The 24,102-nt window shown below is 71.5% G+C and carries 23 protein-coding genes and 1 tRNA gene; 14 read left to right on the top strand and 10 right to left on the bottom strand.

From position 1 onward, the window contains the following. The 5 genes from BT364_RS24385 to BT364_RS24405 are packed head-to-tail and all read left to right on the top strand — an operon-like array spanning window position 1 to window position 4,250. Window positions 1–2,349: a molybdopterin oxidoreductase family protein gene (locus BT364_RS24385; protein WP_072487474.1), complete on the top strand. Its 2,349-nt coding sequence runs from the start codon at window positions 1–3 to the stop codon at window positions 2,347–2,349. A 7-nt stretch (window positions 2,350–2,356) separates the two neighbouring features. Beyond that, window positions 2,357–2,959, top strand: a complete 603-nt coding sequence (locus BT364_RS24390) for a 4Fe-4S dicluster domain-containing protein (RefSeq protein ID WP_072487374.1) — start codon at window positions 2,357–2,359, stop codon at window positions 2,957–2,959. Further along, window positions 2,956–3,627 carry a QcrA and Rieske domain-containing protein gene (locus BT364_RS24395; RefSeq protein ID WP_072487375.1) on the top strand — a complete coding sequence of 224 codons (672 nt, stop codon included), beginning with the start codon at window positions 2,956–2,958 and terminating at the stop codon, window positions 3,625–3,627. The genes BT364_RS24390 and BT364_RS24395 overlap by 4 nt, the downstream gene beginning before the upstream one ends. Then, window positions 3,624–4,019 carry a hypothetical protein gene (locus BT364_RS24400; RefSeq protein ID WP_072487376.1) on the top strand — a complete coding sequence of 132 codons (396 nt, stop codon included), beginning with the start codon at window positions 3,624–3,626 and terminating at the stop codon, window positions 4,017–4,019. The genes BT364_RS24395 and BT364_RS24400 overlap by 4 nt, the downstream gene beginning before the upstream one ends. A 21-nt stretch (window positions 4,020–4,040) precedes the next feature. After that, on the top strand, window positions 4,041–4,250 hold the full coding sequence (locus tag BT364_RS24405; protein WP_072487377.1) for a hypothetical protein: 210 nt from the start codon (window positions 4,041–4,043) through the stop codon (window positions 4,248–4,250). A gap of 59 nt (window positions 4,251–4,309) precedes the next feature. On the opposite strand, the gene BT364_RS24410 is transcribed toward BT364_RS24405, so the two are convergent. From BT364_RS24410 to BT364_RS24435, 6 genes are all read right to left on the bottom strand, one after another. After that, window positions 4,310–4,480 (bottom strand): hypothetical protein, encoded by a 171-nt coding sequence (locus tag BT364_RS24410; protein ID WP_371268640.1) that lies wholly within the window; start codon window positions 4,478–4,480, stop codon window positions 4,310–4,312. A 123-nt stretch (window positions 4,481–4,603) separates the two neighbouring features. Then, window positions 4,604–5,266, bottom strand: coding sequence for an RcpC/CpaB family pilus assembly protein (locus tag BT364_RS24415; protein ID WP_079179618.1), 663 nt, complete (start codon window positions 5,264–5,266; stop codon window positions 4,604–4,606). A gap of 161 nt (window positions 5,267–5,427) precedes the next feature. Continuing rightward, entirely contained in the window at window positions 5,428–6,261 is an 834-nt protein-coding gene (locus BT364_RS24420; protein ID WP_072487380.1) for an S-methyl-5'-thioadenosine phosphorylase, read from the bottom strand. Between the two features lie 89 nt (window positions 6,262–6,350). Continuing rightward, on the bottom strand, window positions 6,351–6,731 hold the full coding sequence (locus BT364_RS24425) for an FmdB family zinc ribbon protein (RefSeq protein ID WP_072487381.1): 381 nt from the start codon (window positions 6,729–6,731) through the stop codon (window positions 6,351–6,353). A gap of 66 nt (window positions 6,732–6,797) precedes the next feature. After that, complete coding sequence (locus BT364_RS24430) at window positions 6,798–8,081, bottom strand: MFS transporter (protein WP_072487382.1); 1,284 nt, start codon at window positions 8,079–8,081, stop codon at window positions 6,798–6,800. A 446-nt stretch (window positions 8,082–8,527) separates the two neighbouring features. Continuing rightward, entirely contained in the window at window positions 8,528–10,081 is a 1,554-nt protein-coding gene (locus BT364_RS24435; protein ID WP_256260206.1) for a potassium/proton antiporter, read from the bottom strand. Window positions 10,082–10,386: 305 nt separating this feature from the next. Between BT364_RS24435 and BT364_RS24440 the strand changes: the two genes are divergently transcribed. Further along, on the top strand, window positions 10,387–13,134 hold the full coding sequence (locus BT364_RS24440; protein WP_072487383.1) for a penicillin acylase family protein: 2,748 nt from the start codon (window positions 10,387–10,389) through the stop codon (window positions 13,132–13,134). On the opposite strand, the gene BT364_RS24445 is transcribed toward BT364_RS24440, so the two are convergent. Next, window positions 13,131–13,715 carry a 5-formyltetrahydrofolate cyclo-ligase gene (locus tag BT364_RS24445; RefSeq protein WP_072487384.1) on the bottom strand — a complete coding sequence of 195 codons (585 nt, stop codon included), beginning with the start codon at window positions 13,713–13,715 and terminating at the stop codon, window positions 13,131–13,133. The genes BT364_RS24440 and BT364_RS24445 overlap by 4 nt on opposite strands. A gap of 105 nt (window positions 13,716–13,820) precedes the next feature. Here BT364_RS24445 and galU point away from each other — a divergent pair, with 105 nt between their 5' ends. From galU to BT364_RS24480, 7 genes are all read left to right on the top strand, one after another. Further along, window positions 13,821–14,723, top strand: a complete 903-nt coding sequence (gene galU / locus BT364_RS24450; RefSeq protein WP_072487476.1) for a UTP--glucose-1-phosphate uridylyltransferase GalU — start codon at window positions 13,821–13,823, stop codon at window positions 14,721–14,723. A gap of 4 nt (window positions 14,724–14,727) precedes the next feature. Further along, on the top strand, window positions 14,728–16,038 hold the full coding sequence (glp, locus tag BT364_RS24455; RefSeq protein WP_072487385.1) for a molybdotransferase-like divisome protein Glp: 1,311 nt from the start codon (window positions 14,728–14,730) through the stop codon (window positions 16,036–16,038). A 123-nt stretch (window positions 16,039–16,161) separates the two neighbouring features. Beyond that, window positions 16,162–16,662 (top strand): cyclic pyranopterin monophosphate synthase MoaC, encoded by a 501-nt coding sequence (moaC, locus tag BT364_RS24460; protein WP_072487386.1) that lies wholly within the window; start codon window positions 16,162–16,164, stop codon window positions 16,660–16,662. Then, complete coding sequence (locus BT364_RS24465; RefSeq protein ID WP_072487387.1) at window positions 16,659–17,183, top strand: MogA/MoaB family molybdenum cofactor biosynthesis protein; 525 nt, start codon at window positions 16,659–16,661, stop codon at window positions 17,181–17,183. The genes moaC and BT364_RS24465 overlap by 4 nt, the downstream gene beginning before the upstream one ends. A gap of 17 nt (window positions 17,184–17,200) precedes the next feature. Next, on the top strand, window positions 17,201–17,812 hold the full coding sequence (locus tag BT364_RS24470) for a GNAT family N-acetyltransferase (protein WP_072487388.1): 612 nt from the start codon (window positions 17,201–17,203) through the stop codon (window positions 17,810–17,812). Window positions 17,813–17,970: 158 nt separating this feature from the next. Then, window positions 17,971–19,119, top strand: coding sequence for a divisome protein SepX/GlpR (sepX, locus tag BT364_RS24475; protein ID WP_072487389.1), 1,149 nt, complete (start codon window positions 17,971–17,973; stop codon window positions 19,117–19,119). 97 nt (window positions 19,120–19,216) lie between these two features. Beyond that, window positions 19,217–19,290 (top strand) — tRNA-Ala (locus BT364_RS24480). A gap of 122 nt (window positions 19,291–19,412) precedes the next feature. Here the strand turns inward: BT364_RS24480 and BT364_RS42300 are convergent. From BT364_RS42300 to BT364_RS41665, 3 genes are all read right to left on the bottom strand, one after another. Beyond that, on the bottom strand, window positions 19,413–19,538 hold the full coding sequence (locus BT364_RS42300) for an ALQxL family class IV lanthipeptide (RefSeq protein WP_218172452.1): 126 nt from the start codon (window positions 19,536–19,538) through the stop codon (window positions 19,413–19,415). A gap of 76 nt (window positions 19,539–19,614) precedes the next feature. Further along, entirely contained in the window at window positions 19,615–22,440 is a 2,826-nt protein-coding gene (lanL, locus tag BT364_RS24485; protein ID WP_079179612.1) for a class IV lanthionine synthetase LanL, read from the bottom strand. Window positions 22,441–22,490: 50 nt separating this feature from the next. Next, window positions 22,491–22,664: a hypothetical protein gene (locus BT364_RS41665; RefSeq protein ID WP_177328214.1), complete on the bottom strand. Its 174-nt coding sequence runs from the start codon at window positions 22,662–22,664 to the stop codon at window positions 22,491–22,493. Window positions 22,665–22,859: 195 nt separating this feature from the next. Between BT364_RS41665 and BT364_RS24490 the strand changes: the two genes are divergently transcribed. Further along, the gene (locus BT364_RS24490) at window positions 22,860–24,017 is read left to right on the top strand and encodes a hypothetical protein (RefSeq protein WP_072487390.1); all 1,158 of its coding nucleotides are present in this window, start codon (window positions 22,860–22,862) and stop codon (window positions 24,015–24,017) included. Window positions 24,018–24,102: the final 85 nt, after the last annotated feature.

Raw genomic sequence — 24,102 nt, forward strand, 5'->3', positions numbered from 1 at the left:
GTGGATCCGCGTGCGGCCGGCCCCGGCACGGCAGACCCCCGTACGACCGACCCCCGTGCGGCCGTTCCTCTCGACCCCTCTCTCGCTCCGCCCGGCACCCGGGCCTTCCGGGACGCGGGCGGCATCCCCGCCGACCGGTGGCACGCCGACCAGGAGGGCGAGACGCTCGTCCCCACCCACTGCTGCTTCTGCGGGGTCCAGTGCGGGATGTATCTGCGGGTCGACCGCGGCGGCAAGGTCTTCGGCGTCGAACCCCGCAACCACGACATCAACCGGATGCGGCTGTGCCCCAAGGGAATCAACGCGTACCAGCAGGTCAACCACCCCGACCGGCTCACCGCCCCGCTGATGCGCCGATCCCGTGACGAGGACTTCCGCGAGGTCTCCTGGGACGAGGCGCTCGACTTCACCGTCGCCGAGATCAAACGCATCCAGCAGAGCTACGGGAACGATGCCTTCGGACTGCTGGGCGGGGCCAGTCTCTTCTCCGAAAAGACCTATCTGGTCGGCAAATTCGCCCGGGTCGCCCTCAAGTCCCGGCATGTCGACTACAACGGCCGGCTCTGCATGGTCAGCGCCGCGGGCGCCAACAAACTCGCCTTCGGTATCGACCGGGCCGGCAACCCCTTCTCCGACATCCTGCTCACCGACTGCCTGCTGATCGCGGGCTCCAACATCGGCGAGTGCTTCCCCGTGATGACCCAGTACGTGTGGGGAGCACGGGACCGCGGTGCGAGCCTGATCGTCGTCGACCCGCGCGAGACGGCCATCGCCCGGACCGCCGACATCCACGTCGCCCTCAGGCCCGGCACCGATTCGGCCTTCTTCAACTCCGTGTTGAACGTGGTCGTCGAGGAAGGCCTGACCGACGAGGCCTATCTCGCCGCCCATGCCACCGGCTGGGAGGAGGTGAAGGCCAAGGCGGCCGAGTACCCGCCGTACCGGGCCGCCGAGATCTGCGACATCCCCGTCGAGCAGATCGCCCAGGTCGCCCGCGCCTTCGCCCGCGCACCCAAGGCCATGGCCTGGCACGCCCGGGGCATCGAGCACCACTCGCAGGGCGTCGAGAACTGCCTCAGCGTGATCAACCTCTGCACCGCCACCGGCCACATCGGCAGCCCCGGCGCCGGCTACGGCACCATCACCGGCCAGGGCAACGGGCAGGGCGGCCGCGAACACGGCCAGAAGTCCGACCTCCTGCCCGGCGGCCGCTCGATCATGAACGAGGAGCACCGCAGGCAGATCTGCGAGATCTGGGGCATCGAGGAGTCCGAACTCCCGCCCGCCGGAACCTCGATGATGGAAATGGTCTGGCAGATGCAGCGCCGCGAGATCCGCGGCCTGATCGGCATCTGCAACAACCCCTTCGTCTCCCTCCCCAACTACAAGGTGGTCAAGGAGGGGTACGACGCCACAGAGTTCCACGCCCAATTCGATTTCTTCCTTTCCGAGACCGCCGCCAACGCACATGTCGTCTTTCCCGTCACCACCTGGGCCGAGGACGAAGGGGTGATGGCCAACGCCGAGGCCCGGGTGGTCAAGCACAACAAGGCGCAGGACCCGCCGCCCGGTGTACGGACCGACACCTGGGTGATGTGCGAACTCGCCAGGCGCCTCGGCGCGGGCGACAAATTCGCCTTCGCCGACTCCCGCGCCGTCTTCGACGAACTGCGGACCGCCTCCGCCGGCACCGTCAACGACTACTACGGCATCACCTACGAACGGCTGGAGGAGACCGGCGGGATCGCCTGGCCCTGCCCCTCCACCGACCACCCCGGCACCCCTCGGCTCTTCGAGGACGGCAGGACCTACCACCCCGACGGCAAGATCCATCTGCAGGTCGTCGAGTGGCACCCGCCGATGGACCCGTACGACGACGAGCACCCCATGTCGCTCACCACCGGACGGACCGTCGCTCACTTCCTTTCCGGCAACCAGACCCGCCGTCTGGGCGCCCTCGTCGAACAGACCCCGCGCCCCTGGGCCGAGCTCCATCCCTCCCATGGCTTCCGCAACGGCGAACCGGTCCGCGTCGTCACCCGGCGCGGCAGCGAGGTCTTCCCCGCGCTGGTCACCGAGGCGATCCGCCCCGACACCGTCTTCATCCCCTACCACTGGCCCGTCCCCACCGCGGCCAACGCCCTCACCCTCGACGCCCTCGACCCCCGCTCCAAGATCCCCGAGTACAAGGTGTGCGCCTGCCGTATCGAGCACGCCGGGAAGATCGACGAAGTCCCCGCACCTCCCGTCGCGCCCGGCCACGTCGGTTACCCGGAGACCCAGGTCTCCCGTACCGACCCGCTGCCGCCCACGGCCCCCCAGGGGCGTGGCACCTCGGAGAGGAGCTGACCGCCGCATGATGGGCAGAACGATCTTCATCGACCCCGGGCGCTGCATCGGCTGCCAGGCCTGCGTCTCCGCCTGCCGGGAGTGCGACTCGCACCGCGGCAAGTCGATGATCCACCTCGACTACACCGACGAGGGCCAGTCCGTGGCCTCCCTTCCCACGGTCTGCATGCACTGTGAGGACCCGGTCGCCCCGTGCGCCGAGGTCTGCCCCGCCGACGCGATCCTGGTGACCGCGGACGGTGTGGTGCAGCAGGCCGACACCACCCGCTGCATCGGTTGCGCCAACTGCGTCAACGCCTGCCCCTTCGGCGTCCCGAAGATCGACCTCCAGGCGAAGCTGCAGATGAAATGCAACCTCTGCTACGACCGCACCGCCTACGGCCTCGCCCCCATGTGTGCGACCGTCTGCCCGACCGGAGCGCTGTTCTACGGGACCGTGGAGGAGCTCCAGGCCGAGCGCCCCGGCGTCCAGGTCGCCGACACCTTCACCTTCGGCCGGAGCGAGGTACGCACCGGCGTGGCCATGGTCGTTCCCGCCGACCGGGTGCGGTGGCCGGTGCCCGGCGGCCTTCCTGTCGTCGAGATCAACGGGAAGGACGTCCGCCGATGAGCGTCACCGGCCAGCCGCCCTCCGGCGATCCGCGCGAAGCCCTGCACGACCGGATCGCCGCCGACTCCCTCACCACCCGGCGCGACTACCTCCGGATCGTGGCGACCGTCTCCGGCGGACTCGCCGTCGGCGGCCTCGGCGTGGCGAGCGGAATCCTGCCGCGCCACGGCGACCCCGACGACGCCAAGGCACCGGCGCCGAAGCGGATCGCCGCTCAACTCCTGCCCGGCGAGTCCCTCGCCTTCCACTACCCGGACGAAGAGGACCGGGCGGTCGCCGTCCGGCTGGACGACGGCACTCTCGTCGGCTACTCCGCGATCTGCACCCATCTCGCCTGTGCCGTGCTCTGGCGCAAGGACCGCGGTACCGAGGGCGAGCTGTACTGCCCCTGCCACGAGGGCATCTTCGACGCCCGCACCGGTGAGGTCACCGCCGGGCCACCGCCCCGTGCGCTGCCCAAGGTGGTGCTCACCGAACAGCCCGACGGCAGCATCTGGGCGGTCGGCACGACGCGCTCGGGCGAGAGCGTCGAGCACGGCCTGTGCCGTCAGCTCGGCCAGGACCGCCCGGACCTCGCCTCCCGTATCGGCTGTCCCGCCGTCAAGGGCGGCGGGGCGGAAGCCCCGCCGCGCGGGGCCGGGGCCGAGACCTCCGGCAGGCGGCCATGACCGACGCCCGGCAGTCCTGGAACCAGGAGTCCCCGGAGCCCGGGGCGTATCCGGAGTACCACCCGGGAAGTGCTCGCCCCGAACTCAACCGGCCCGTCCACGAGCGCTATCCGCAGCTCCGTGCCACCAGCGGCTACGGCGACCCCCGGGTCCGCCACACCGGCCCCGGCCCGGGGGCGGGCACCGACCAGGAGCCCGAGCGGTCCTCGAAGCTGACGGCCCGCCTGGCCCTCGCCATGACGGCGGTCGTCGGACAGCTCTGGGGTCTGACCGTCGTCATCGACGCATGGATGGAGGGTCACACCGGCACGGCCTGGTGGGGTGCCGGCTTCCTCTGCCTGTCGTTCCTCGTCGTCCTCGGGCTGTGGCTGATCGACCCGAAGGATCGCTGACCATCGCCGTACCCTTGACGTATGAGCACCGCCCCCGCCCCCGGCCCGCGCGATTCGAAGCCCTCCCAGTCGGAGCGGCCGAAACCGAAACCGGCTCTGATCTTCGACGATCCGCTGGACCAGCAGTCCTCGGACGATACGGACCGAGGGTGGGGCGAGCGGGCCCCGGCCGGTGGCAGCGCCGCCGATCTGGCGCGCTTCCTCGATGAGAAGCCGCCCCACCACATCTGATCCCCCTGCTCCGTGGTGGTCCGGCGGTGGTGCCGCCGGTTCCTGAGCCGCGCGTTGCGCTACTGGTCGTGACCTCGGCCGGGGTCCTGGCCGGGGGTCTCGCCCGCCGGACCGCCGGGCTGCGAGACGAGGGCGTCGCGGATCTCCTTCAGCACCTCCAGCTCGCTCACCTCCAGCGTCTCCTGCACCGCTTTGAACCCTTCCAGCAGACTGACCTTCTTCTCGCTCACGGATGAGCCTTCCTTCGCGTGTGCCATAGGCGGAGCAAACTCCTCCGCAACTTACGGCAGTACGCCTGAAAACCACACAATCCGAGGGTTTGTCCAGGTGACTTGACCGATCATCCGTGCGAATCAGCACAGGGTCACCGCCAGTTGGGACGAGATGCCCGCACCGGCCAGTGCGGTGGCCGTGTCCCGGGGGACGGAGAGCACGATCAGCGCTCCGTCCTGGGCGGAACCCTCTGCCGGGCCCTGCGGCACCTCCGCCACCCGCGCGCCCCTCGCCAGCACCCGGGCCTGGGCTCCGGCCCCGGTTCCGGTGCCGCCCTCCCCGGTGGCGATCACGTCGACGCGGTCACCCGGCCGCAATAAACGAACCGCCCCCGCATCCGCGATCCGGACCGGAGCGGACACCGGCCGAGCCGTTCGCCGGGCCTGCGACGGCGCCGGGCCGGCCTCACCCCCGGCCCCCGCCCCGTACGCGGCGCCACCGCCCGTGCCCGCGCCGCCACCGCCCAGCCCCGTGGCGGCGAGCGCGGCAGCCGTCAGGGCCAGTCCGGCGGCCAGGGCACGGCGCTGCCGCCACAACGCCCGCCGCAACCGGCACCCACCGCCCCCGCGCACCCGCAAGGGTTCGAACGCGGGCACCCCACAGGGCGGAGGCGCCGGTGACGCAGACGGCAATGGCGAGAACGGGGACGAAGGCGAGGACGACGGCGAGAACGGGGACGAGGACGAAGAAAACGTGGATGACGCGGACGAGGACGAAGAAAACGTGGATGACACCGACGACACGGACGACGGGAACACGGTCGACACCACCTGACATGAGGAGTTCCGGACGAACACCCCTCACGATCCACCGTCCGCGAGATCCCCGCCGAAGCCTGTGGACGGCCATGGCGTTGTGGACAACTCCGTCACCCACACACGCCACAACCATCCCGGCGCACGCGCTAAGGCAGCTCGATCCCCGTCTCCAGACCGTCCAGCGCATGCGAGCACGGGCAGTCCCGGTCCGCCTCCGCCGGCAGTGCGGCCACCACGTCGAAGAGCACCGAGCGCAGCCGGTCCACATTGGCCGCGAACACCTTCAGCACCTCCCCGTGCGAGACGCCCTCGCCGGCCTCCGCGCCCGCGTCCAGGTCCGTCACCAGGGTCGTCGTCGTGTAGCAGAGGCCCAGTTCGCGGGCGAGGACGGCCTCCGGGTGACCGGTCATCCCGACCACCGACCACCCCATGGCCGCATGCCAGCGCGACTCCGCCCGGGTCGAGAAGCGCGGCCCCTCGACGACCACCAGCGTCCCGCCGTCCACCGGATCCCAGCTCTTCGCCCGCGCCGCAGCCAGCGCGGCCCGGCGCCCCGCGGGGCAGTACGGATCGGCGAAGCCCAGATGCAGGACGTTCGGCTCCGCCCCGTCGGCCCGGACCTCCCCGTCGTAGTACGTCTGCGTCCGGGCCTTGGTGCGGTCCACCAGCTGGTCGGGCACGAGCAGGGTGCCCGGCCCGTACTCCGGGCGCAGGCCGCCCACCGCGCACGGGCCGAGCACCTGGCGTACGCCGACGGAGCGCAGCGCCCACATGTTGGCCCGGTAGTTGATGCGGTGCGGCGGCAGGTGGTGGCCGCGTCCGTGGCGGGGGAGGAAGGCGACCCGGCGGCCGCCGACCTCGCCGAGGAAGAGGGAGTCGCTCGGCCGTCCGTACGGGGTGTCCACGCGCACCTCCGTGACGTCCTCCAGGAAGGAGTACAAGCCCGAGCCGCCGATGACACCGATCTCTGCGTTCACCATGCGATCACAGTAGCGGCGCGGGAAAACGCCGGGAGCCCCGCCGAACGGATCGACGGGGCTCCCGGTGGAAGCGCGGTGCGGTGTGCGACTCAGGCGGCCGACGTGCCGCTCTTCGAGGCCGACGTGCCGCTCTTCGAGGAAGACGGGGCGGAGGCCGAGGAAGAGGACGCGGACGACTTCGAGTCGGATCCCGTCGAAGCCGACGTCGAGGACCCGGACGACGAGGAGTCGGACGACGAAGCGGAACCGGACGTCTTCGCCGAGGACGAAGCCGACGTGCTGCTCGACGAGGAGCCGCGGCTGTCGTTCCGGTAGAAACCGGAACCCTTGAAGACGATGCCGACCGCCGAGAACACCTTCTTCAGGCGTCCGTCGCAGCTCGGGCACACGGTGAGGGCGTCATCGGTGAACTTCTGCACCGCCTCGAGGCCCTCGCCACATTCGGTGCACTGGTACTGATAGGTCGGCACTTGCTCCTCCTGGCACTCTGACTCAATGAGTGCTAACGACGCTCCATACTGACGTATTCCGCAGCATCAGTCCACCGTGACCGGCTTCCGGTGACCGACACCACGTGTCACGGTCCGTCCCGAGGCGGCGGGCACGAGCCTCGAACGCAGCCCCACCAGGATGATCAGGGCCAATACGGTCCCGGCCAACGGCACCAGGAATCCGGTGCTGGCCCCGTGGGCGTCCGCGAGCCGTCCGGCGACCGTCACCGCCGCCGCCTGGCCGAGCGCGACCGAGCCCGTCAGCCAGGTGAACGCCTCGGTCCGGGCGGATCCCGGAACCAGGGCCTCGACCAGCGTGTAGCCGCTGATCAGGGCCGGGGCGATGGAGAGGCCGACCAGGAGTCCGAGCCCGGCCAGCAGGGGCACCGAGTGCACCGCCCACAGTCCGGACGCGGTCAGGGTCAGTGCCGCGTACCCGACGATCAGCCGCCGACGCGGCCCGATCTTCCAGGCGATGGCACCGCAGGCGATCCCGGCGAGCATGTTGCCGGCCGCGAAGACGCCGTACATCAGGCCGTTGGCTCCCGGGCGGCCGATCTCCTCGGCGAAGGCGGTCAGCGAGACCTGCATGCCGCCGAAGACCGCGCCGATCCCGAGGAAGGCCACCGCGAGCACCCGTACACCCGGTACGGACAGCGCGGAGGCGTGCCGCTGGGCGGTGCCGGACGCGGCGTTGCGCACCGCGGGCTGGGTGCGGCGCTGCGCGGCGAAGAGCAGCCCGCCGACCAGGGTCAGCGCGGCCTCCGTGATCAGGCCGGCCGCCGGGTGCACTCCCGTGCACAGCGCGGTGGCTAGCACCGGGCCGATGACGAAAGTGAACTCGTCCGTCACCGATTCGAAGGCGGCCGCGGTGGACATCAGCGGCGAGGCCTCGCGGTCCGGTGTCGCGCCGAGCACGGCCGCCCAGCGGGCCCGCACCATCGGCCCGACCTGCGGGACGGACGCACCCGTCGGCACGGCCGCCACGAACAGCGCCCACAGGGGCGCGCCCGCCAGCGCGAGTGCCGTCAGCACCGATACGGACGCGGCGTGCACCAGGACCCCGGGCAGCAGCACGGCACGCTGGCCGAAGCGGTCGGCGAGCTTGCCGGTCTGCGGTGCGAACAGGGCCATGGAGACACCGGTCACGGCGGCGACGGCGCCCGCGCTGCCGTACGAACCGGTGGTGTGCTGGACCAGGAGCACGATGCCGATGGTCAGCATCGCGAAGGGCTGCCGTGCGGCGAAGCCCGGGAGGAGAAATGTCCACGCACCCGGGGTGCGCAGCAACTGCCCGTAACCGGGGCGGTCGGTGACCGTGGACGCCACGGTCCATGCCTTTCTGCCGCCTGGTGGCCGGGCTCCCGCAGGCGGGCGGCACCGAGGGTGCGGGCCCGTTCGTGCGGGTGCTGCCGAGAGCTGTCCTCTTCGCGCGGGACTGCGGTAGATGCCGGGCGCTCAGCAGAGGCGGAGGACGCCACGACCGCCATACGGTCGCGCCAGCTCTGCATCAGGCAGAGTTGGTCGTTCTGATTGGTCGATCGGATCGACCGGCCCCGTCACGGGGTCGATCGATTCCCTTCATGATACAGGCAGGGGTCCTTGCGCCCCTGTGATTGTACGCAAGGACTCCCTGCAAGGCCTGCACCCACAAGGCCACAGGGCCACAGGGCCACAGGGCCACAGGGGCGCAGAGGCCGGAGGGCCACAGGGCCACAAGGGCGCAGAGGCCGCAGAGGCCGCAGAGGCCGAAACCGCACCGGACATCTGCGCCCTCAGTGGTGCGACTTCGGTCCGCCGGTCTTCCCCAGCCGCTTCACGGCCTTCAGCGCATGTGTCACGTCGTGCACCACGTCGTGCCCCGCATGGGCCCCGGCGGTGCTCTCGCCGCCGCTTCTGCCGCCGGACCCCAGCCAGCCCGCGAGCTTGCCGTTCTCGCCGACCGCGTGCAGCCGTTCCTCCGCCGCGTCGCGCACCGGATCGGTGGCGACCACCAACAGCTCGTCGCCGCGCCGCAGCACGGTCGAGGGCGCCGGTACGAAGCTCTTGCCGTCCCGTACGACGAGGGTGACGGCGGCCCCGGCGGGCAGCCGCAGCTCCCCGACCTCCACGCCGTGCATCTTCGACCGGCCAGGAATGGCCACGGACAGCAGATGGCCGCGCAGCCGCTCCAGCGGCGCCGACTCGATACCCAGGTCGGCGGCCTCGGCCGGATCGTCGGAGATCTTCAGGGCCTTCGCCAGCCAGGGCAGGGTCGGCCCCTGGATGAGGGTGTAGACGACGACGAGGACGAAGACGATGTTGAAGATGCGGGTGGACCCCTCGACCCCGGCGACCATCGGGATGGTCGCCAGGATGATGGGCACGGCGCCGCGCAGCCCCGCCCAGGACATCAGCGCCTTCTCCTGCCAGGGCAGCCGGAACGGCGCCAGCGAGATGAAGACCTCCAGCGGGCGTGCCACCACGGTCAGCACCAGGCCCACCACGACCGCGGGCCAGAAGTCGTCGAGCAGGTCGTGCGGGGTGACCAGGAGCCCGAGCAGCACGAACATGCCGATCTGGGCCAGCCAGCCGAGCCCGTCGGCGAAGCCGCGGGTGGCGGGCCAGTGCGGCAGCTTGGCGTTGCCGAGGATCATCGCGGCCAGATACACGGCGAGGAAACCGCTGCCGTGGACCAGGGCGCCGGCAGCGTACGCGGACACCGCGATCGCCATCACGGCGATCGGGTACAGGCCGGAGGCGGGCAGCGCCACATGGCGCAGTCCGTACGAGCCGAGCCAGCCGACGGCGATACCCATGGCCGCACCGATGGCGAGCTCCAGGGCTATCTCGCCGATCAGTACGTACCAGCTGTCCACCGGCCCCGTGGTCGAGAAGGCGACCACCAGGATCACCACGGGGGCGTCGTTGAAGCCGGACTCGGCCTCCAGTACGCCGGTGACCCGGGCGGGCAGCGGCACCTTGCGCAGCACGGAGAAGACCGCCGCGGCGTCCGTCGACGAGACGACCGCGCCGATGATCAGCGACTGCCGCCAGTCCAGGCCGACCAGGTAGTGCGCCCCGGCCGCCGTGACGCCCACGCTCACCGCGACACCGACCAGCGAGAGCATCACCGCGGCGGGCAGCGCCGGTTTGATCTCTTTCCACTTCGTGCCCAGGCCACCCTCGGCGAGGATCACGACCAGTGCGGCGTAGCCGATGACCTGGGTCAGTTCCGCATTGTCGAACTTGACGTCGAAGATGCCGTCCTGCCCTATGGCGATCCCGATGCCGAGGTACAGGAGCAGGCTGGGGAGCCCGCTGCGGGACGAGATCCGTACCGCCACCACCGCGACGAGCAGTACGAGCGAGCAGACGAGCAGGAGTTCGTTGAGCGTGTGGACAGACAGTGGCCGTTCCTTCCCTGCGTACGTCTGCCGAGTCGATCGACCTTCGGCATCGACCTTCGGCATCGGCCGTTGGCGGCCGGTACTTCGTTACCTTACCTAATCTTTAACGCTTTCTTGACGCGTTCGAGCGTTCGTACGATCGCTGCGCAATTCGAATCATCCCGATGCCGCGTCAGAGCCGTCCCGGCGCTGCGCCTATGGTTGCTCCTGCACTCCCAGGACCACCTGCCCCTCGAAGGACAGCGATGCCCGCCAACTCAACCGCCTCTTCCGCCTCCTCCGGTGCCCCCGGTGTGAAGACGGGCAGGAAGAAGGGGCGACGTGCCCGCCTGATCGTGATCGTTCTGGTGCTGGCGCTTGTCGCGGGTATCGGTTACGGGACGTTCTGGTCCGTATCCACCGTGCGGGCGTCGTACCCGCAGACGACCGGGTCGACGAAGCTCGACGGCCTCGACGGCAGCGTCGACGTCAAACGCGACAGCTACGGGATCCCGCAGCTGTACGCGGACTCCGATGCCGATCTCTTCCGCGCCCAGGGCTTCGTCCAGGCGCAGGACCGCTTCTGGGAGATGGACGTCCGCCGTCACATGACGGCCGGCCGGCTCTCCGAGATGTTCGGCTCCGGACAGGTCGAGACGGACTCCTTCCTGCGCACGCTCGGCTGGCACAAGGTCGCGCAGGAGGAGTACGACAACGTCCTGTCCGAGGACACCAAGAAGAACCTCCAGGCGTACGCGGACGGCGTCAACGCCTACCTCAAGGGGCGCGACGGCAAGGACATCTCCGTCGAGTACGCGGCCCTCGGCTTCACCAACGACTACAAGCCCGCCGAGTGGACCCCGGTCGACTCGGTCGCCTGGCTCAAGGCCATGGCCTGGGACCTGCGCGGCAACATGCAGGACGAGATCGACCGCTCGCTGATGACCAGCAGGCTCGACGCGAAGCAGATCGAGGACCTCTACCCGCCGTACCCGTACGAGAAGCACCGGCCGATCGTGGACCAGGGGGCGATCTCCCCGGTCACCGGGAAGTTCGACCCGGACGCGACCCCGTCCGACACCACTGGCTCGAACACCGCGCAGGGCGCCACCGAGGGCCTGAACACCCAGCTCTCCGCGCTCTCCGACACCCTCGACCAGATCCCGGCGCTGCTCGGCCCGAACGGCAACGGCATCGGGTCCAACTCCTGGGTGGTCTCCGGCGACTACACGACGACCGGCAAGCCGCTGCTCGCCAACGACCCGCACCTGGCGCCGCAGCTGCCCTCGCTCTGGTACCAGATGGGCCTGCACTGCCGCGAGATCACGGCGAAGTGCCAGTACGACACCGCGGGCTACACCTTCTCCGGCATGCCGGGCGTGATAATCGGTCACAACCAGGACATCGCCTGGGGCTTCACCAACCTCGGCGCGGACGTCACCGACCTCTTCCTGGAGAAGGTCTCCGGCGACGGCTACCTGTACGACGGCAAGATCAAGCCCTTCACCACCCGTGAGGAGACCATCGAGGTCGCGGGAGGCAAGGACCGGAAGATCACCGTCCGCGAGACCGACAATGGCCCGCTGGTCTCCGACCGCAGCAGTGAAATGGAGAAGGTCGGCCAGAAGGCTCCTGTCACCAACTCCGCTCCGGACCGGGCCGACGGTTACGCGGTCGCCCTGAAGTGGACCGCGCTGGAGCCCGGCAAGTCCATGGATGCCGTCTTCGAGCTGAACCGGGCCAAGAACTTCAAGACCTTCCAGGCGGCGGCCGAGCACTTCGAGGTCCCCTCGCAGAACCTGATCTATGCGGACACCGAGGGCAACATCGGCTACCAGGCGCCCGGAAAGATCCCGGTCCGCCTCAAGGGCGACGGCACGATGCCCAGCCCCGGCTGGTCCTCGAAGTACGGCTGGGAGAAGGACCCGATCCCGTTCGACGAGCTGCCCTACGAGTACAACCCGAAGCGCGGCTACATCGTCACCGCCAACCAGGCCGTCATCGACGAGAAGTACCCGCACCTGCTGACCAAGGACTGGGGCTACGGCAGCCGCAGCCAGCGGATCGACGACCTCATCCAGTCGAAGATCAAGGGCGGCGGGAAGATCTCGACCGAAGACATGCAGAAGATGCAGATGGACAACACCAGCGAGATCGCCGCGCTGCTGGTGCCCGAGCTGATGAAGATCAATGTCTCGGACAAGAACGTCCGCGAGGCACAGAAGCTCCTGGAGGGCTGGGACTACACCCAGGAGCCCGACTCGGCCGCGGCCGCGTACTTCAACGCGGTCTGGCGCAACATCCTCAAGCTGGCCTTCGGCAACAAGCTGCCCAAGGAGCTGCGGGTCGAGGGCGAGTGCCTCAACGTGCCCCGGGCCGGCGGTTCGGGCCCGGTCGACGAGCAGGACAGGCTGGTGCGCGAGTGCGGCCGGCGGGACGCGGACTCCGCCCAGCCCGACGGCGGTGACCGCTGGTACAAGGTGGTCGCCGACCTGATGGACGACCAGAACAGCGACTGGTGGAAGGCGCCGAGGAGCGGCCGGGACGAGCCGACCGAGAACCGCGACCAGCTCTTCGCCCGCGCCATGGAGGACGCCCGCTGGGAGCTGACCGCCAAGCTCGGCAAGGACATCAGCACCTGGAGCTGGGGCCGGCTGCACCAGCTGACGCTGAAGAACCAGACCCTCGGCACCGAGGGCCCCGGTCTGCTCCAGCGGGCCCTCAACCGCGGCCCGTGGAACCTCGGCGGCGGCGAGGCCGCGGTGAACGCCAGCGGCTGGAACGCGGCGGGCGGCTACGAGGTCGTCTGGGTCCCGTCGATGCGGATGGTGGTCAACGTGGGGGACTGGGACAAATCCCGCTGGATCAACCTCACCGGCGCCTCCGGGCACGCGTTCAGCGCGCACTACACCGATCAGACCGACAAGTGGGTCAAGGGTGAACTGCTCGACTGGTCCTTCGGTACGAACGCCGTCGCCAAGTCGACGACCGACACCCTGACCCTCAAGCCCTAGGGTCTGTCCGTCCGGCGGCTCGCGGCCGGTGTCACCACCACGTCCACGGGGTGGTCGTGCGGTTCCTCCGGGACCCGCGCGACCACCTCGTCGTCGTACAGCAGGACGATCAGTGCGGGATGGGCCCCGGCCGCGGCGAGCCGGGCCAGCACCCGGTCGTAGCTGCCGCCGCCACGGCCGAGCCGCATCCCGCGCCCGTCGACCGCGAGGCCCGGCAGCAGCACCGCGTCGGCCTCCAGGACCGCTTCGGGGCCGAGCCGCGCGCCGTCCGGCTCCAGCAGTCCGCGGCCGGCCCGGACGAGACGGTCCGCCCCCTCGTACGGCGCCCAGTCCAGATCGTTGTCCGCGAGGAGCACCGGCAGCAGCACCCGCACGCCCCGGGCGCGCAGGGCCTCCAGCAGTACCCGGGTGCCCGGCTCGCTGCCCACCGAGACGTAGGCGGCGACGGTACGGGCTCCGGACAACTCCGGGAGATCCAGTGCGCCCCGGGACAGAACCACCGCGGCGTTTTCCGCGTCTTCCTTGGTCAGAAGGCGCCGTGCGGCCAGCAGTTCACGTCGGAGCAGTGCCTTTCGGGACATCTCTGTGCTCAACGGGCACCTCGGATCTCTCATATGTGCGTATAGGCGTACAAAGTTAACCGGAGCCTCATCTTCCTCACATACGCACCGGTTATGGTTCTGCGCATGACTCAGTCGCACCCCAGGATCAGCAAGGCTGTCATCCCGGCCGCGGGGCTCGGTACCCGCTTCCTGCCGGCCACCAAAGCCACTCCCAAGGAGATGCTGCCTGTGGTCGACAAGCCCGCGATCCAGTACGTCGTCGAGGAAGCGGTGACCGCCGGCCTCTCCGACGTACTGATGATCACCGGGCGGAACAAGCGTCCGCTGGAGGACCACTTCGACCGCAATTACGAGCTGGAGTCCGCGCTCACCCGCAAGGGAGACGCCGCACGGCTCAAGAAGGTCCAGGAGTCGAGCGACCTGGCCACCATGCACTACGTCCGGCAGGGCGACCCGCGCGGCCTCGGCCACGCCGTGCTGTGCGCCGCGCCGCACGTCGGCGACCAGCCGTTCGCGGTCCTCCTCGGCGACGACCTGATCGACCCGCGCGACCCGCTGCTCGCCCGCATGGTCGAGATCCAGGAGCGCGAGGGCGGCAGCGTCATCGCGCTGATGGAGGTCGCGCCGGAGCAGATCCACCAGTACGGCTGCGCGGCCGTCGAGCCCACCGCCGAGGGCGATGTGGTGCGCATCACCGGCCTCGTCGAGAAGCCCGAAGCGGGCGAGGCGCCCAGCAACCTCGCCATCATCGGCCGCTACGTCCTGGACCCCGCCGTCTTCGACATACTGCGCAGGACCGAACCGGGCCGCGGCGGCGAGATCCAGCTCACCGACGCGCTCCAGATCCTCGCCGAGGACGAGAAGACCGGCGGCCCCGTGCACGGTGTCGTCTTCAAGGGCCGCCGCTATGACACCGGTGACCGGAGCGATTACCTCCGTGCCATTGTCAGACTCGCGTGCGAACGTGAAGACCTGGGCCCGGACTTCAAGACCTGGCTCCGCAGTTACGTCACCGAGGAGATGTAGCACTTTGAGCAGCACGATGTGGTCGGTGGACGAGCACCTGGCAGACATTCTCGAAGCGGTGCGCCCGCTCGAACCCATCGAGCTGCAACTGCACGATGCCCAGGGCTGCGTCCTGGTCGAGGACGTCATGGTGGAGATCGCCCTGCCGCCCTTCGACAACAGCTCGATGGACGGGTACGCGGTCCGCGTCGCCGACATCGAGGGCGCCGACGAGGAGTTCCCCGCGGTGCTCACGGTCATCGGTGACGTCGCGGCGGGCAGCGACGGCCTGCCCGGCGACCGGGCCGTCGGCCCCGGCGAGGCCGCCCGGATCATGACCGGTGCCCCGCTGCCGGCCGGCGCCGAGGCCGTGGTCCCGGTCGAGTGGACCGACGGCGGCACGGGTGGCGGCCCCGCCGACACCATGCGCTCCCTGAGCGACGCCCCGGAAGGGGCGGGCGGCGAGGTCCGGGTGCACCGCCCCGTCGAGGCCCGCGCCCATGTCCGGGCCCGCGGCAGCGACGTCAAGCCGGGCGATCTGGCGCTGAGCGCGGGATCGGTCGTCGGCCCGCCGCAGATCGGCCTGCTCGCAGCGATCGGCCGCTCGACGGTGAAGGTGCGGCCCCGGCCGCGTGTCGTCGTCATCTCCACCGGCAGCGAACTGGTCCAGCCCGGCGAGGAACTGACCGGCGGCCGGATCTACGACTCGAACAGCTTCGCGCTCACGGCCGCGGCCAAGGACGCCGGAGCGATCGCCTACCGCGTCGGCGCCGTCACCGACGACGCCGACACGCTCCGCGCCACGATCGAGGACCAGCTGATCCGCGCCGACATCGTCGTCACCACCGGAGGCGTCAGCGTCGGCGCGTACGACGTCGTCAAGGAAGCCCTCTCCTCGGTGGGCGACGAGGACGAGCCGGGCAGCGGCATCGACTTCCGCAGGCTCGCCATGCAGCCGGGCAAGCCGCAGGGCTTCGGCTCGATCGGCCCCGACCACACACCGCTGCTGGCCCTGCCGGGCAACCCCGTCTCCTCGTACATCTCCTTCGAGCTGTTCGTACGGCCCGTGATCCGCGCCCTGATGGGGCTGCCGGACGTGAACCGCCCCACCGTCCAAGCCGTGCTGGACACCGACAAGGCACTCACCTCGCCATCCGGCAGACGCCAGTTCCTGCGCGGTACGTACGACGCGGAGGCCGGCACGGTCACCCCCGTCGGCGGCGCCGGATCGCATCTGATCGGCGCACTCGCGCGGGCGGACGCGCTGATCGTGCTGCCCGAGGACGTCACTTCCGCCGAGCCCGGCACGGACACCGAGGTGATCCTGCTCCGCTGATTCCCGGACGGTGGCGGTACGGTGTCTGGCGCTGTGCCTTCCCGGGGACACCCCCGGGCCCCCGGCCCGCACCCCGGTGCGGGCCGAGCGGGCAACCGGCGCCCTACCGCGAGGCGGAGTTAGTTGAGTACGGAGAACAGGCTGACGCACATCGACGAGGCGGGCGCGGCCCGCATGGTCGACGTCTCGGAGAAGGACGTCACCGCGCGGGTGGCCCGGGCCGGCGGCCGGGTCCTCGTCTCGCCGCGCGTCGTCGAGCTGCTCCGTGGCGAGGGAGTCCCCAAGGGCGACGCCCTCGCGACCGCCCGGATCGCCGGGATCATGGGTGCCAAGCGCACCCCCGACCTGATCCCGCTCTGCCACCCGCTGGCCGTCTCCGGCGTCGAGGTCGACCTGAGCGTCACCGACGACGCGGTGGAGATCACGGCCACCGTGAAGACCACGGACCGCACGGGCGTCGAGATGGAGGCCCTGACCGCGGTCTCCGTCGCCGCGCTCACCGTGATCGACATGGTCAAGGCGGTCGACAAGGCGGCGGTCATCACCGACGTACGGGTCGAGTCGAAGTCGGGCGGCAAGTCCGGCGACTACCGGCGCACCGGGGCCGACGGAGCGGACACATGACGGCGCCCGGGGCATCACCGGCCCCGTCCCCCTACCGTGCCCTGGTCGTCACCGCCTCCAACCGCGCCTCGGCCGGCGTCTACGCCGACAGGGGCGGCCCCCTGATCTCCGAGGCGCTCACGCAGCTCGGCTTCGCCGTCGACGGCCCGCAGGTCGTGCCCGACGGCGACCCCGTCGAACAGGCCCTGCGCGCCGGAGCGGCCGCCGGGTACGACGTCATCGTCACGACCGGCGGTACGGGCATCTCGCCCACCGACCGCACGCCCGAGGCCACCCGCCGCGTCCTGGACCGCGAGATCCCCGGCATCCCGGAGGCGATCCGCGCCGAGGGCCGCGACAAGGTCCCCACCGCCGCGCTCTCCAGGGGCCTCGCGGGCGTCGCGGGCCGCACCCTCATCGTGAACCTGCCGGGCTCCACCGGCGGGGTGCGCGACGGACTCGCCGTCCTCGCCCGTCTCCTGGTGCACGCCGTCGACCAGTTGCGCGGCGGCGATCACCCCCGACCGGGGAGCCCGAGCTGAACGTCTCGACCTGGCCGGTGGTCCTCAGCGACGGCGAGATCGTGCTCCGGCCGATCAAACTGCGCGACCAGCGCATGTGGCGCGAGGTCAACCGGCGCAACCGCGACTGGCTGCGCCCCTGGGAGGCGACCGTGCCGCCGCCCGCCCCGGGCGGACCGGTGGCCCAGCGCCCCACGTACCGTCAGATGATCCGCCATCTGCGCGTCGAGGCCAACGCGGGCCGGATACTGCCCTTCGCCATCGAGTACGAGGGCCGGCTGGTCGGTCAACTGACGGTCGCCGGGATCACCTGGGGCTCGATGTGCTCGGGCCATGTCGGCTACTGGGTCGACCAGGAGGTGGCCGGCCGGGGCGTGATGCCGACCGCGGTCGCGCTCGCCGTCGACCACTGCTTCCGCACGGTCGGACTGCACCGCATCGAGGTGTGCATTCGGCCGGAGAACGGGCCCAGCAGAAGGGTCGTGGAGAAACTGGGATTCCGTGAGGAAGGTCTGCGCCCGCGCTATCTCCACATCGACGGTGCCTGGCGGGACCACCTCATCTATGCGCTCACCGCGGAGGAAGTACCCGACGGACTGCTCCGGCGCTGGCACCGGTCACGACCCGGAACACCACGGGAAATAAAATAAGTGTTCGATATTGATCGGCGGTTGACCGATGTCGCACACACAAACACCCATGGCTGATCTGAACAATCACAAAAAAAGTCCGTGATATCAGCCGGATCGTGCGACACACCGGGCCAATTGGCGGATGCCCCCGCGCAAACCCCTCTACGGTGTGAGACGTGAGCAGCAGCGGCCTCATCTATGCAGTCATCGTCGGGGCCTGGGCCGCCTACTTGGTGCCGATGTGGCTCCGCAGGCAGGACGAGCTCAACGAAGCCCGTCCGACGGAACGCTTCAGCACCGCCATCCGGCTGCTGTCCGGACGGGCGGCGATGGAGCGCCGGTACGCCAAGGACCTGCGGGAGCGCATCGGCGAGGAGGCGGAGCCCGACGGGGACCCGGACGTCGACACGGACCGATTGGATTCCGTGGACGTCCGGGCCTTCGCCGCGCCCGACGCGCACACCGAAGCCCGGGTGCACGACCCGGCGCGCGCGCCCGAGGAGCGCCCCGAAGCGGCAGAGGCGAAGACACAGGCAAAGTCCCGGGCAAAGGCACCGGCTTCCGCGCGGCGCGCACGCCAGCGCCCCGGCGGAACGGACGCCGAGCGCGTCCGGCGGGCCCAGCGCCTGCAGGTCCTCGCGCGCCGTCGGCGCACCACCGTCGTCCTCTTCCTGGCCTTCACCCTCGGCGCGGTCGTCGCGGCGGTCGGCGGCCTCCACTTCCTCTGGGCGCCCGCGGTTCCGGCCGTGCTGCTGAGCACGTACATCGTGCATCTGCGGGCCCAGGAGCGGCGCCGGTTCGCCTTCACCATGGACCGGCGCCGGGCCGAGGTGGCGGCGCAGCATCTGCGCGAGAGCCGCACCCGCAGGCACCAGCCGGCCGCGGCGGCCCCCGCCGAGCCCGACGAGGAGCCCGAAGCGCGCCACCCCGAGCCGGAGCCCGCGCCCGCCGTCTCCCCGCAGGAGGCCGGCCGCCGTGCCCTGGTCGAGCAGACGGACCACGCGGAGTGGGTCGACCAGCAGCGTGAGCGCGGCCGGGTCCAGGGCGACAGCTGGGAGCCGGTCCCGGTCCCGCTGCCCACCTACGTCACCGCCCCGGTCGCCCCGCGCGCCACGGGCGGCGTCGAGGTCGGCAACCCGGAGACCTGGAGCGCGGCCCGCTCCAGCGTCGCCGAGCCCACCGGCACCTCGCACCCCGTCGTGCCCGCGGTCGACCCGGCACCGCGCCAGCGCACCAACCAGTCCCGCCGCAGCCGCGACCGGGGCCGGACCCCGCTCTTCGACCAGTACGAGGACGGGGAGCGCCCCAGAGCCGCCAATGAGTGAGCCCGCTCCGGGTCCACTGCCCCGCCGTCTCGGCTGACCAGCACGGACCGGATTTCCGAGCACCCCGTTCGGGGTGCTAGAGTTTCACTCGTTGCAAGGGCCTGTGGCGCAGTCTGGTAGCGCACCTCGTTCGCATCGAGGGGGTCTGGGGTTCAAATCCCCACAGGTCCACCGCACACACAGAGATCCCGTCCGATCGAAAGATCGGGCGGGATCTCTGTCGTTCACGGATGCGCCGGCGACACCGCAGGGGACCGGCGGTGTCGCCGGTCCCCTGCGGTGTGTACGGGCTGTCAGCAGCCGCTGGTCGTCCAGCGGCAGGCGGTGATCAGCGCAGCGGCGTGCTCCTCGCCGCGGGCGTCCTCGGTGCGGAGGTCCTCGGGCAGGAGCTGCAGGGCGTCGATGTCGTGCTCCATCATTTCGGTCTCCTTCGGTGGGGAGGGGTGCCGGTCCGGGTGTGGAACGGCTGCCGGTGGCCGGTGGCCACCGGACGACTCAGGGGGTGGTGCGGTCGCCCTCGGGGAGCCAGGCGCGGGGGCCGCCGAACCGCATGCGCAGCAGCAGCGAGAGGCTTCCGGCGAGGCCGGTGGCGTATTCGGCAAGGACGGTGCGCCGGTTCTCGTCCGGTATCAGGAGACGGCCGTCGCGCAGGACCGCTTGGGCCGCCAGGTGCTCGACGAGCAGTTCCGCGTCGGCGCGGCGGCGGTCGTCGCCGGTCAGTTCGGCCACGTCCAGGAGGAGTTCGGCGTTGCCCGCCAGTCCGTGGCAGGTGGCGGGCGAGTCCGTCACCCGGCCCGCCTTGACCGCGTCGGCCGCGCCCTCCACCAGTGCGCGCAGGGCGTCGTCCCCAGAGGCCCCGGCGCCGCCGGCCGCCCACAGCCGGACCAGGAAGGTGCCCGCGCCGGACGAGCCGCTGCACCAGTGCCGTGCGAGGTCCGGAGAGTCGGAGAGGTGGCGGGCGCGGTCGACGGGCCAGAGTGCTCCCGCCGGGCCGCTGCGGGCGGCGGCCGTCAGGGTCTCGCCCGCCGCGACGGCCGCGGCGCGGAACCGGTCGTCGCCGGTGGCCCCGGCCGCCAGCAGCAGGAAGGTGCCGACTCCGGCGACGCCGTGCGCGAAGCCGTAGTGCCAGGCGCCCGCCAGTGCCGAACCGAAGTCCTCGGGTATCGGCCAGAACACGCCCTCGGGGGTGTGCCGTGCCGCGGTGAGCAGCCCCTCCGCGGCCTCGGCGGCACGGTCGAGGAAGCGGGCGTCCCCGGTGCCGTGCCAGAAGTGCAACTGGGTCAGGCCCGATCCGGCCGCGCCGTGCGTCACATCGGGGTTGGGCCACCGTACGGGCAGCTCCAGGGCCGTCTTCGCGGCCCGTTCGGCGAGGTCGGGGTCGTCCAGCGCCCGCGCGGCGTCGAGCAGCGCCCAGGCCGTGCCCGAGCGGCCGAAGTGCAGGCCCGGCAGGTCCCAGGGCAGCGCGTCCTGCCGGTCGGCGGTCCAGTACGCGGCGGCCCGCAGCCCCTCGCGCAGCGCCTCGGCGGAGAGGGACGAAGGCGCTTGGGCGGACAAGCCGTCCCACTCGCGCAGCGCTCGCGCGAGCACCGCCACCCCGCCCGCCGAGCCGTGCTGGAGGGTGACCGGGTCGCAGGTCTCGCCGAAGCTGTCCGAGGGCCAGAGCCGTTCCGGGTCACCGGGCCGCATGGTGGCGAGCAGGTGGGCGATGCCGTCGTGCAGCAGGCGTTCGCGGGTGTCCTCGGCCCGGTTCGCACGGTCGGTCGAGCCGGTGCGGTCGTTCCTGGCGGTGGCCGGGCGGAAGTTCCGGGCCTCCTCCAGGGTCCAGCGCTCGGCGGGCTCGTCCCGCATCAGTCCCAGGATCAGCGGCGCGTACCCGCGTACCAGGGGCCGGTCGCGGGAGAGGAGTTCCACGAGCCGGGCCAGGCGCTCCTCGCCGGGGCGGGCCGCGGCCTCCGGCAGGTCCGGTGCGAACAGCGGGTCGGCGCCGCTCAGCGCGTGCAGCACGGTCGCGCCCAGGGCGAACAGGTCGACGGAGGGCGGCAGCGCGGGCGCCACATGGCCGGCGGCACGCAGCTCCGGGGCGGTGTAGCCGGGGGTCGCGCCGAGCACCCAGCGCTCGCCCTGCGGGGCCGCCATCTCCAGGTCGATCAGCAGCAGCCGGCCGTCCGGGGTGACCATGATGTTGTTCGGGTTGAAGTCGTGCAGGGTGAGGCCCAGTCCGTGGGCGGTGGCGACCAGTTCGACGAGCTGCCCGACCAGGGACGCGGCCGTCCTCTCGTCGGGGCAGGCGGTGCCGTCCTCGGCCAGCCGCTGGGCGACGGTGCGGCGCAGGGTGGCACCGGGCACCGACTCCACGGCCATGAGGACGCTGCCCTGCTGCTCGAACACCTCGACGACGCGCGGGACGACCGGCTCCGGGCGGGCCCCGCCGAAGCGTCCCAGCAGCGCCGCCTCCCGGCGCAGCAGGTCCCGTACGTCGAGCCCCTCCAGCCCCGCGCCCACATGGGCCCGCGCCTGCTTGACGACGACCTGCTCCCCGGTCTCGGAGTCCTCGGCCCGGAACACCCCGCCCTTGTTGGAGTGCTGGATCGCGCCCCGTACGAGATAGCGCCCGTTCAGCAGCACGGGCTTGGCCGTGGCGGTGCTGCGGGCCGGGGCGGCCGGGCGGTCGGGGAACGGGTCGCCCGCCCAGGCGGGCGGGCTGAACCAGGCGTTGCGCTCGTCGGGGACCGGCCGCCCCTCGGGGTCGGTGAGGGACGCGACGTACCCGCCGTCGGGCATCAGCCGGCGGACGCCGGAGAACACCCCGTACCGGTAGAAGACCTGGCTGTCCGGGCGGTAGCGCCGGTCGGAGAGTACGGCGGGCCCCGGCAGCCCGGCGGTGGCCCGGTGCAACTCCTCGGCGAGCAGTCGGAACTGGTCGTCGTCCGCCGGGTACACGGTGATGAACTTGCCGGACCCGCCCCGCGCGAAGCGCCCCGAGACCAGTTCGGTGACTCGGGCGGGGCTCCCCGCGAACTTGAACCGGCACCGGTGGGCGACCAGCACCTCGGCGGCCCTGGCCAGGGTCAGGGGCGCGGCGAGCGGGGTGGCCGAGACATGGAGCTTCCAGCCCTGGGCCCGCCGGATCGCCCCCTCGGGGGCCACATGGCACCAGAACTCGGCCTGGTCGACGTTCCATTCGTGCTCCGCCCCCGGTGCGTGCCGGGCGATGGCGGCACGCACGAGATCGGGCAGCAGCGCGAGGTCCGCCGGGCGCTCGGCGCGCGGGCGCCGCGGCCCCGGCGCTGACGGTGAGGCGGTCTCGGGCAGTGCTGACACGCTGGTCGACCTCGTATCTCGTGGGGGTGGGAACTCCGGGGCCGCTGGGCCTACTGCTGGTGCGGGGTGCAGTCGTCGCCCCAGCTGGTGTCGAGGAGGGATGCCGCGACCGTGCCGGCCGAGCCCGCGCCGGTTCCGTGCCCCGCGGGGACCGCCGCGACGGCGGCGGCGCCGGCGGACATCAGGACCGTGAGGACGAGAAGGCGGCGGACGGCTGAGGGCATGGCGCAGCTCCTGGGTCGGGAGTGGGGAGGCCGGCGAGCACCGCGTGGGACGGGGTTCGCCGCCAGATGTCGCGGCTGAGGGGGTTTCGGCCGGACGACCAAAGTTCATCCTCCAACGCCCTCTTGGTCCAGCGCTCCGGGCTGGCAATACCCTGCATGGCACGGAAGTAGCAGGGCCGCATTGCGGGGAAGAACATGACTACAGGCACAAATCACGGCGAACTGCCACGCCTCGACCCGACGGCCGTCGCGGTCTTCGAGCACGCACTGTCGCTGGGCAGCGTCGGGCGGCGGCGGCTCGACGTGCCGCCCGGCCTCGGTCTGGCACCGGAGGACGTCGAGCGGGCCTGCCGCGCCCTGCTGGCGCTTCGCCTGCTCAGGCCGGCACCGGGCAACCCCGACCAGCTGATCCCGGTCAGCCCGGACGCCGCCGCGGCCGAGGTGGTCGGCCCCCGGGAGGCGGAGCTGGCGCGGGCTGCGGCGCACATCCAGTCGGTGCGCGACGAGTTGCAGTCCCTGATGCCGCAGTACCGGGCCGCCCGGCGGGCGCGGAGCGGCGAGGAGGGCATCACCGTACTGCCCGACCTGGCGGCCGCTTCGGCGATGCTCACCGAGGAGTCGGCCCGCTGCTGGGACGAGGTGTTCACCGTCCAGCCCGGCGGTGGACGCTCCCCGCACCACCTCCGGGGTGCCATCGACCGGGACCTGGCGATGCTCGGCCGGGGCGTGCGGATGCGCACCCTCTACCAGCACTCGGCCCGTACCAGCCTCGCCACCCAGGGGTACGTGGAACGGCTCACCGCGGCCGGTGCCGAGTACCGCACGGCCGCCGAACTCCCGGACCGCGCCGTGGTGTTCGACCGTGCCGTGGCCTTTCTGCCCCGGCGCGCGAACGGCGGCTCGGGCGAGGGCGCGGTGCTCGTCAGGGACCCCGACGTGGTGGCGTACCTCTGCAGGTCCTTCGAGCAGCACTGGTCCGGCGCGACGCCGTTCCGCGGCACCAGCGAGGCCGCCTACAAGGAGGTCGGCGGCAGCATGCGCCGCGCGCTGGTGGGGCTGTTGGCCGAGGGCGCCAAGGACGAGGTGATCGCCCGGCGGATGGGCATGTCGCTGCGTACCTGTAGGCGGCACATCGCGGAGCTGCTGGAGGAGCTGGGTGCCGCAAGCCGCTTCCAGGGCGGCGCACTCGCCGAACGCGCGGGCCTCACGACACCCGCAGCGCCCGGCGCCCCCGGCCCGCACGACGGCGTGCCCGGTTCGCACGACCACGACGGCGTACCCGGTTCGCACGATGACGTACCCGACGAGCCGGGTGCGCCCGCCGCACCCGTCACGGGCCACGCCGCGCCCTGACCGGCCCTGATCCGCCGGGCAGGCTCTAACGCCGGGGCCCCGGCGCGTTAGGCGATGCTCAGCGAAGCGTTGGTGGCCGCTGCGA

Source organism: Streptomyces atratus (assembly GCF_900119365.1).
Lineage (GTDB): Bacteria > Actinomycetota > Actinomycetes > Streptomycetales > Streptomycetaceae > Streptomyces > Streptomyces atratus_B.

What these genes read in the sequence shown, in the direction of transcription:
- BT364_RS24395 (WP_072487375.1), top strand. Translation starts at nt 2,956, where the DNA reads ATGAGCGTCACCGGCCAGCCGCCCTCCGGCGATCCGCGCGAAGCCCTG.
- BT364_RS24490 (WP_072487390.1), top strand. Translation starts at nt 22,860, where the DNA reads ATGACTACAGGCACAAATCACGGCGAACTGCCACGCCTCGACCCGACG.
- galU (WP_072487476.1), top strand. Translation starts at nt 13,821, where the DNA reads ATGACTCAGTCGCACCCCAGGATCAGCAAGGCTGTCATCCCGGCCGCG.
- BT364_RS24445 (WP_072487384.1), bottom strand. Translation starts at nt 13,715, where the DNA reads ATGTCCCGAAAGGCACTGCTCCGACGTGAACTGCTGGCCGCACGGCGC.
- BT364_RS24405 (WP_072487377.1), top strand. Translation starts at nt 4,041, where the DNA reads ATGAGCACCGCCCCCGCCCCCGGCCCGCGCGATTCGAAGCCCTCCCAG.
- BT364_RS24390 (WP_072487374.1), top strand. Translation starts at nt 2,357, where the DNA reads ATGATGGGCAGAACGATCTTCATCGACCCCGGGCGCTGCATCGGCTGC.
- BT364_RS24420 (WP_072487380.1), bottom strand. Translation starts at nt 6,261, where the DNA reads ATGGTGAACGCAGAGATCGGTGTCATCGGCGGCTCGGGCTTGTACTCC.
- BT364_RS24465 (WP_072487387.1), top strand. Translation starts at nt 16,659, where the DNA reads ATGACGGCGCCCGGGGCATCACCGGCCCCGTCCCCCTACCGTGCCCTG.
- BT364_RS42300 (WP_218172452.1), bottom strand. Translation starts at nt 19,538, where the DNA reads ATGATGGAGCACGACATCGACGCCCTGCAGCTCCTGCCCGAGGACCTC.
- BT364_RS41665 (WP_177328214.1), bottom strand. Translation starts at nt 22,664, where the DNA reads ATGCCCTCAGCCGTCCGCCGCCTTCTCGTCCTCACGGTCCTGATGTCC.
- BT364_RS24400 (WP_072487376.1), top strand. Translation starts at nt 3,624, where the DNA reads ATGACCGACGCCCGGCAGTCCTGGAACCAGGAGTCCCCGGAGCCCGGG.
- BT364_RS24440 (WP_072487383.1), top strand. Translation starts at nt 10,387, where the DNA reads ATGCCCGCCAACTCAACCGCCTCTTCCGCCTCCTCCGGTGCCCCCGGT.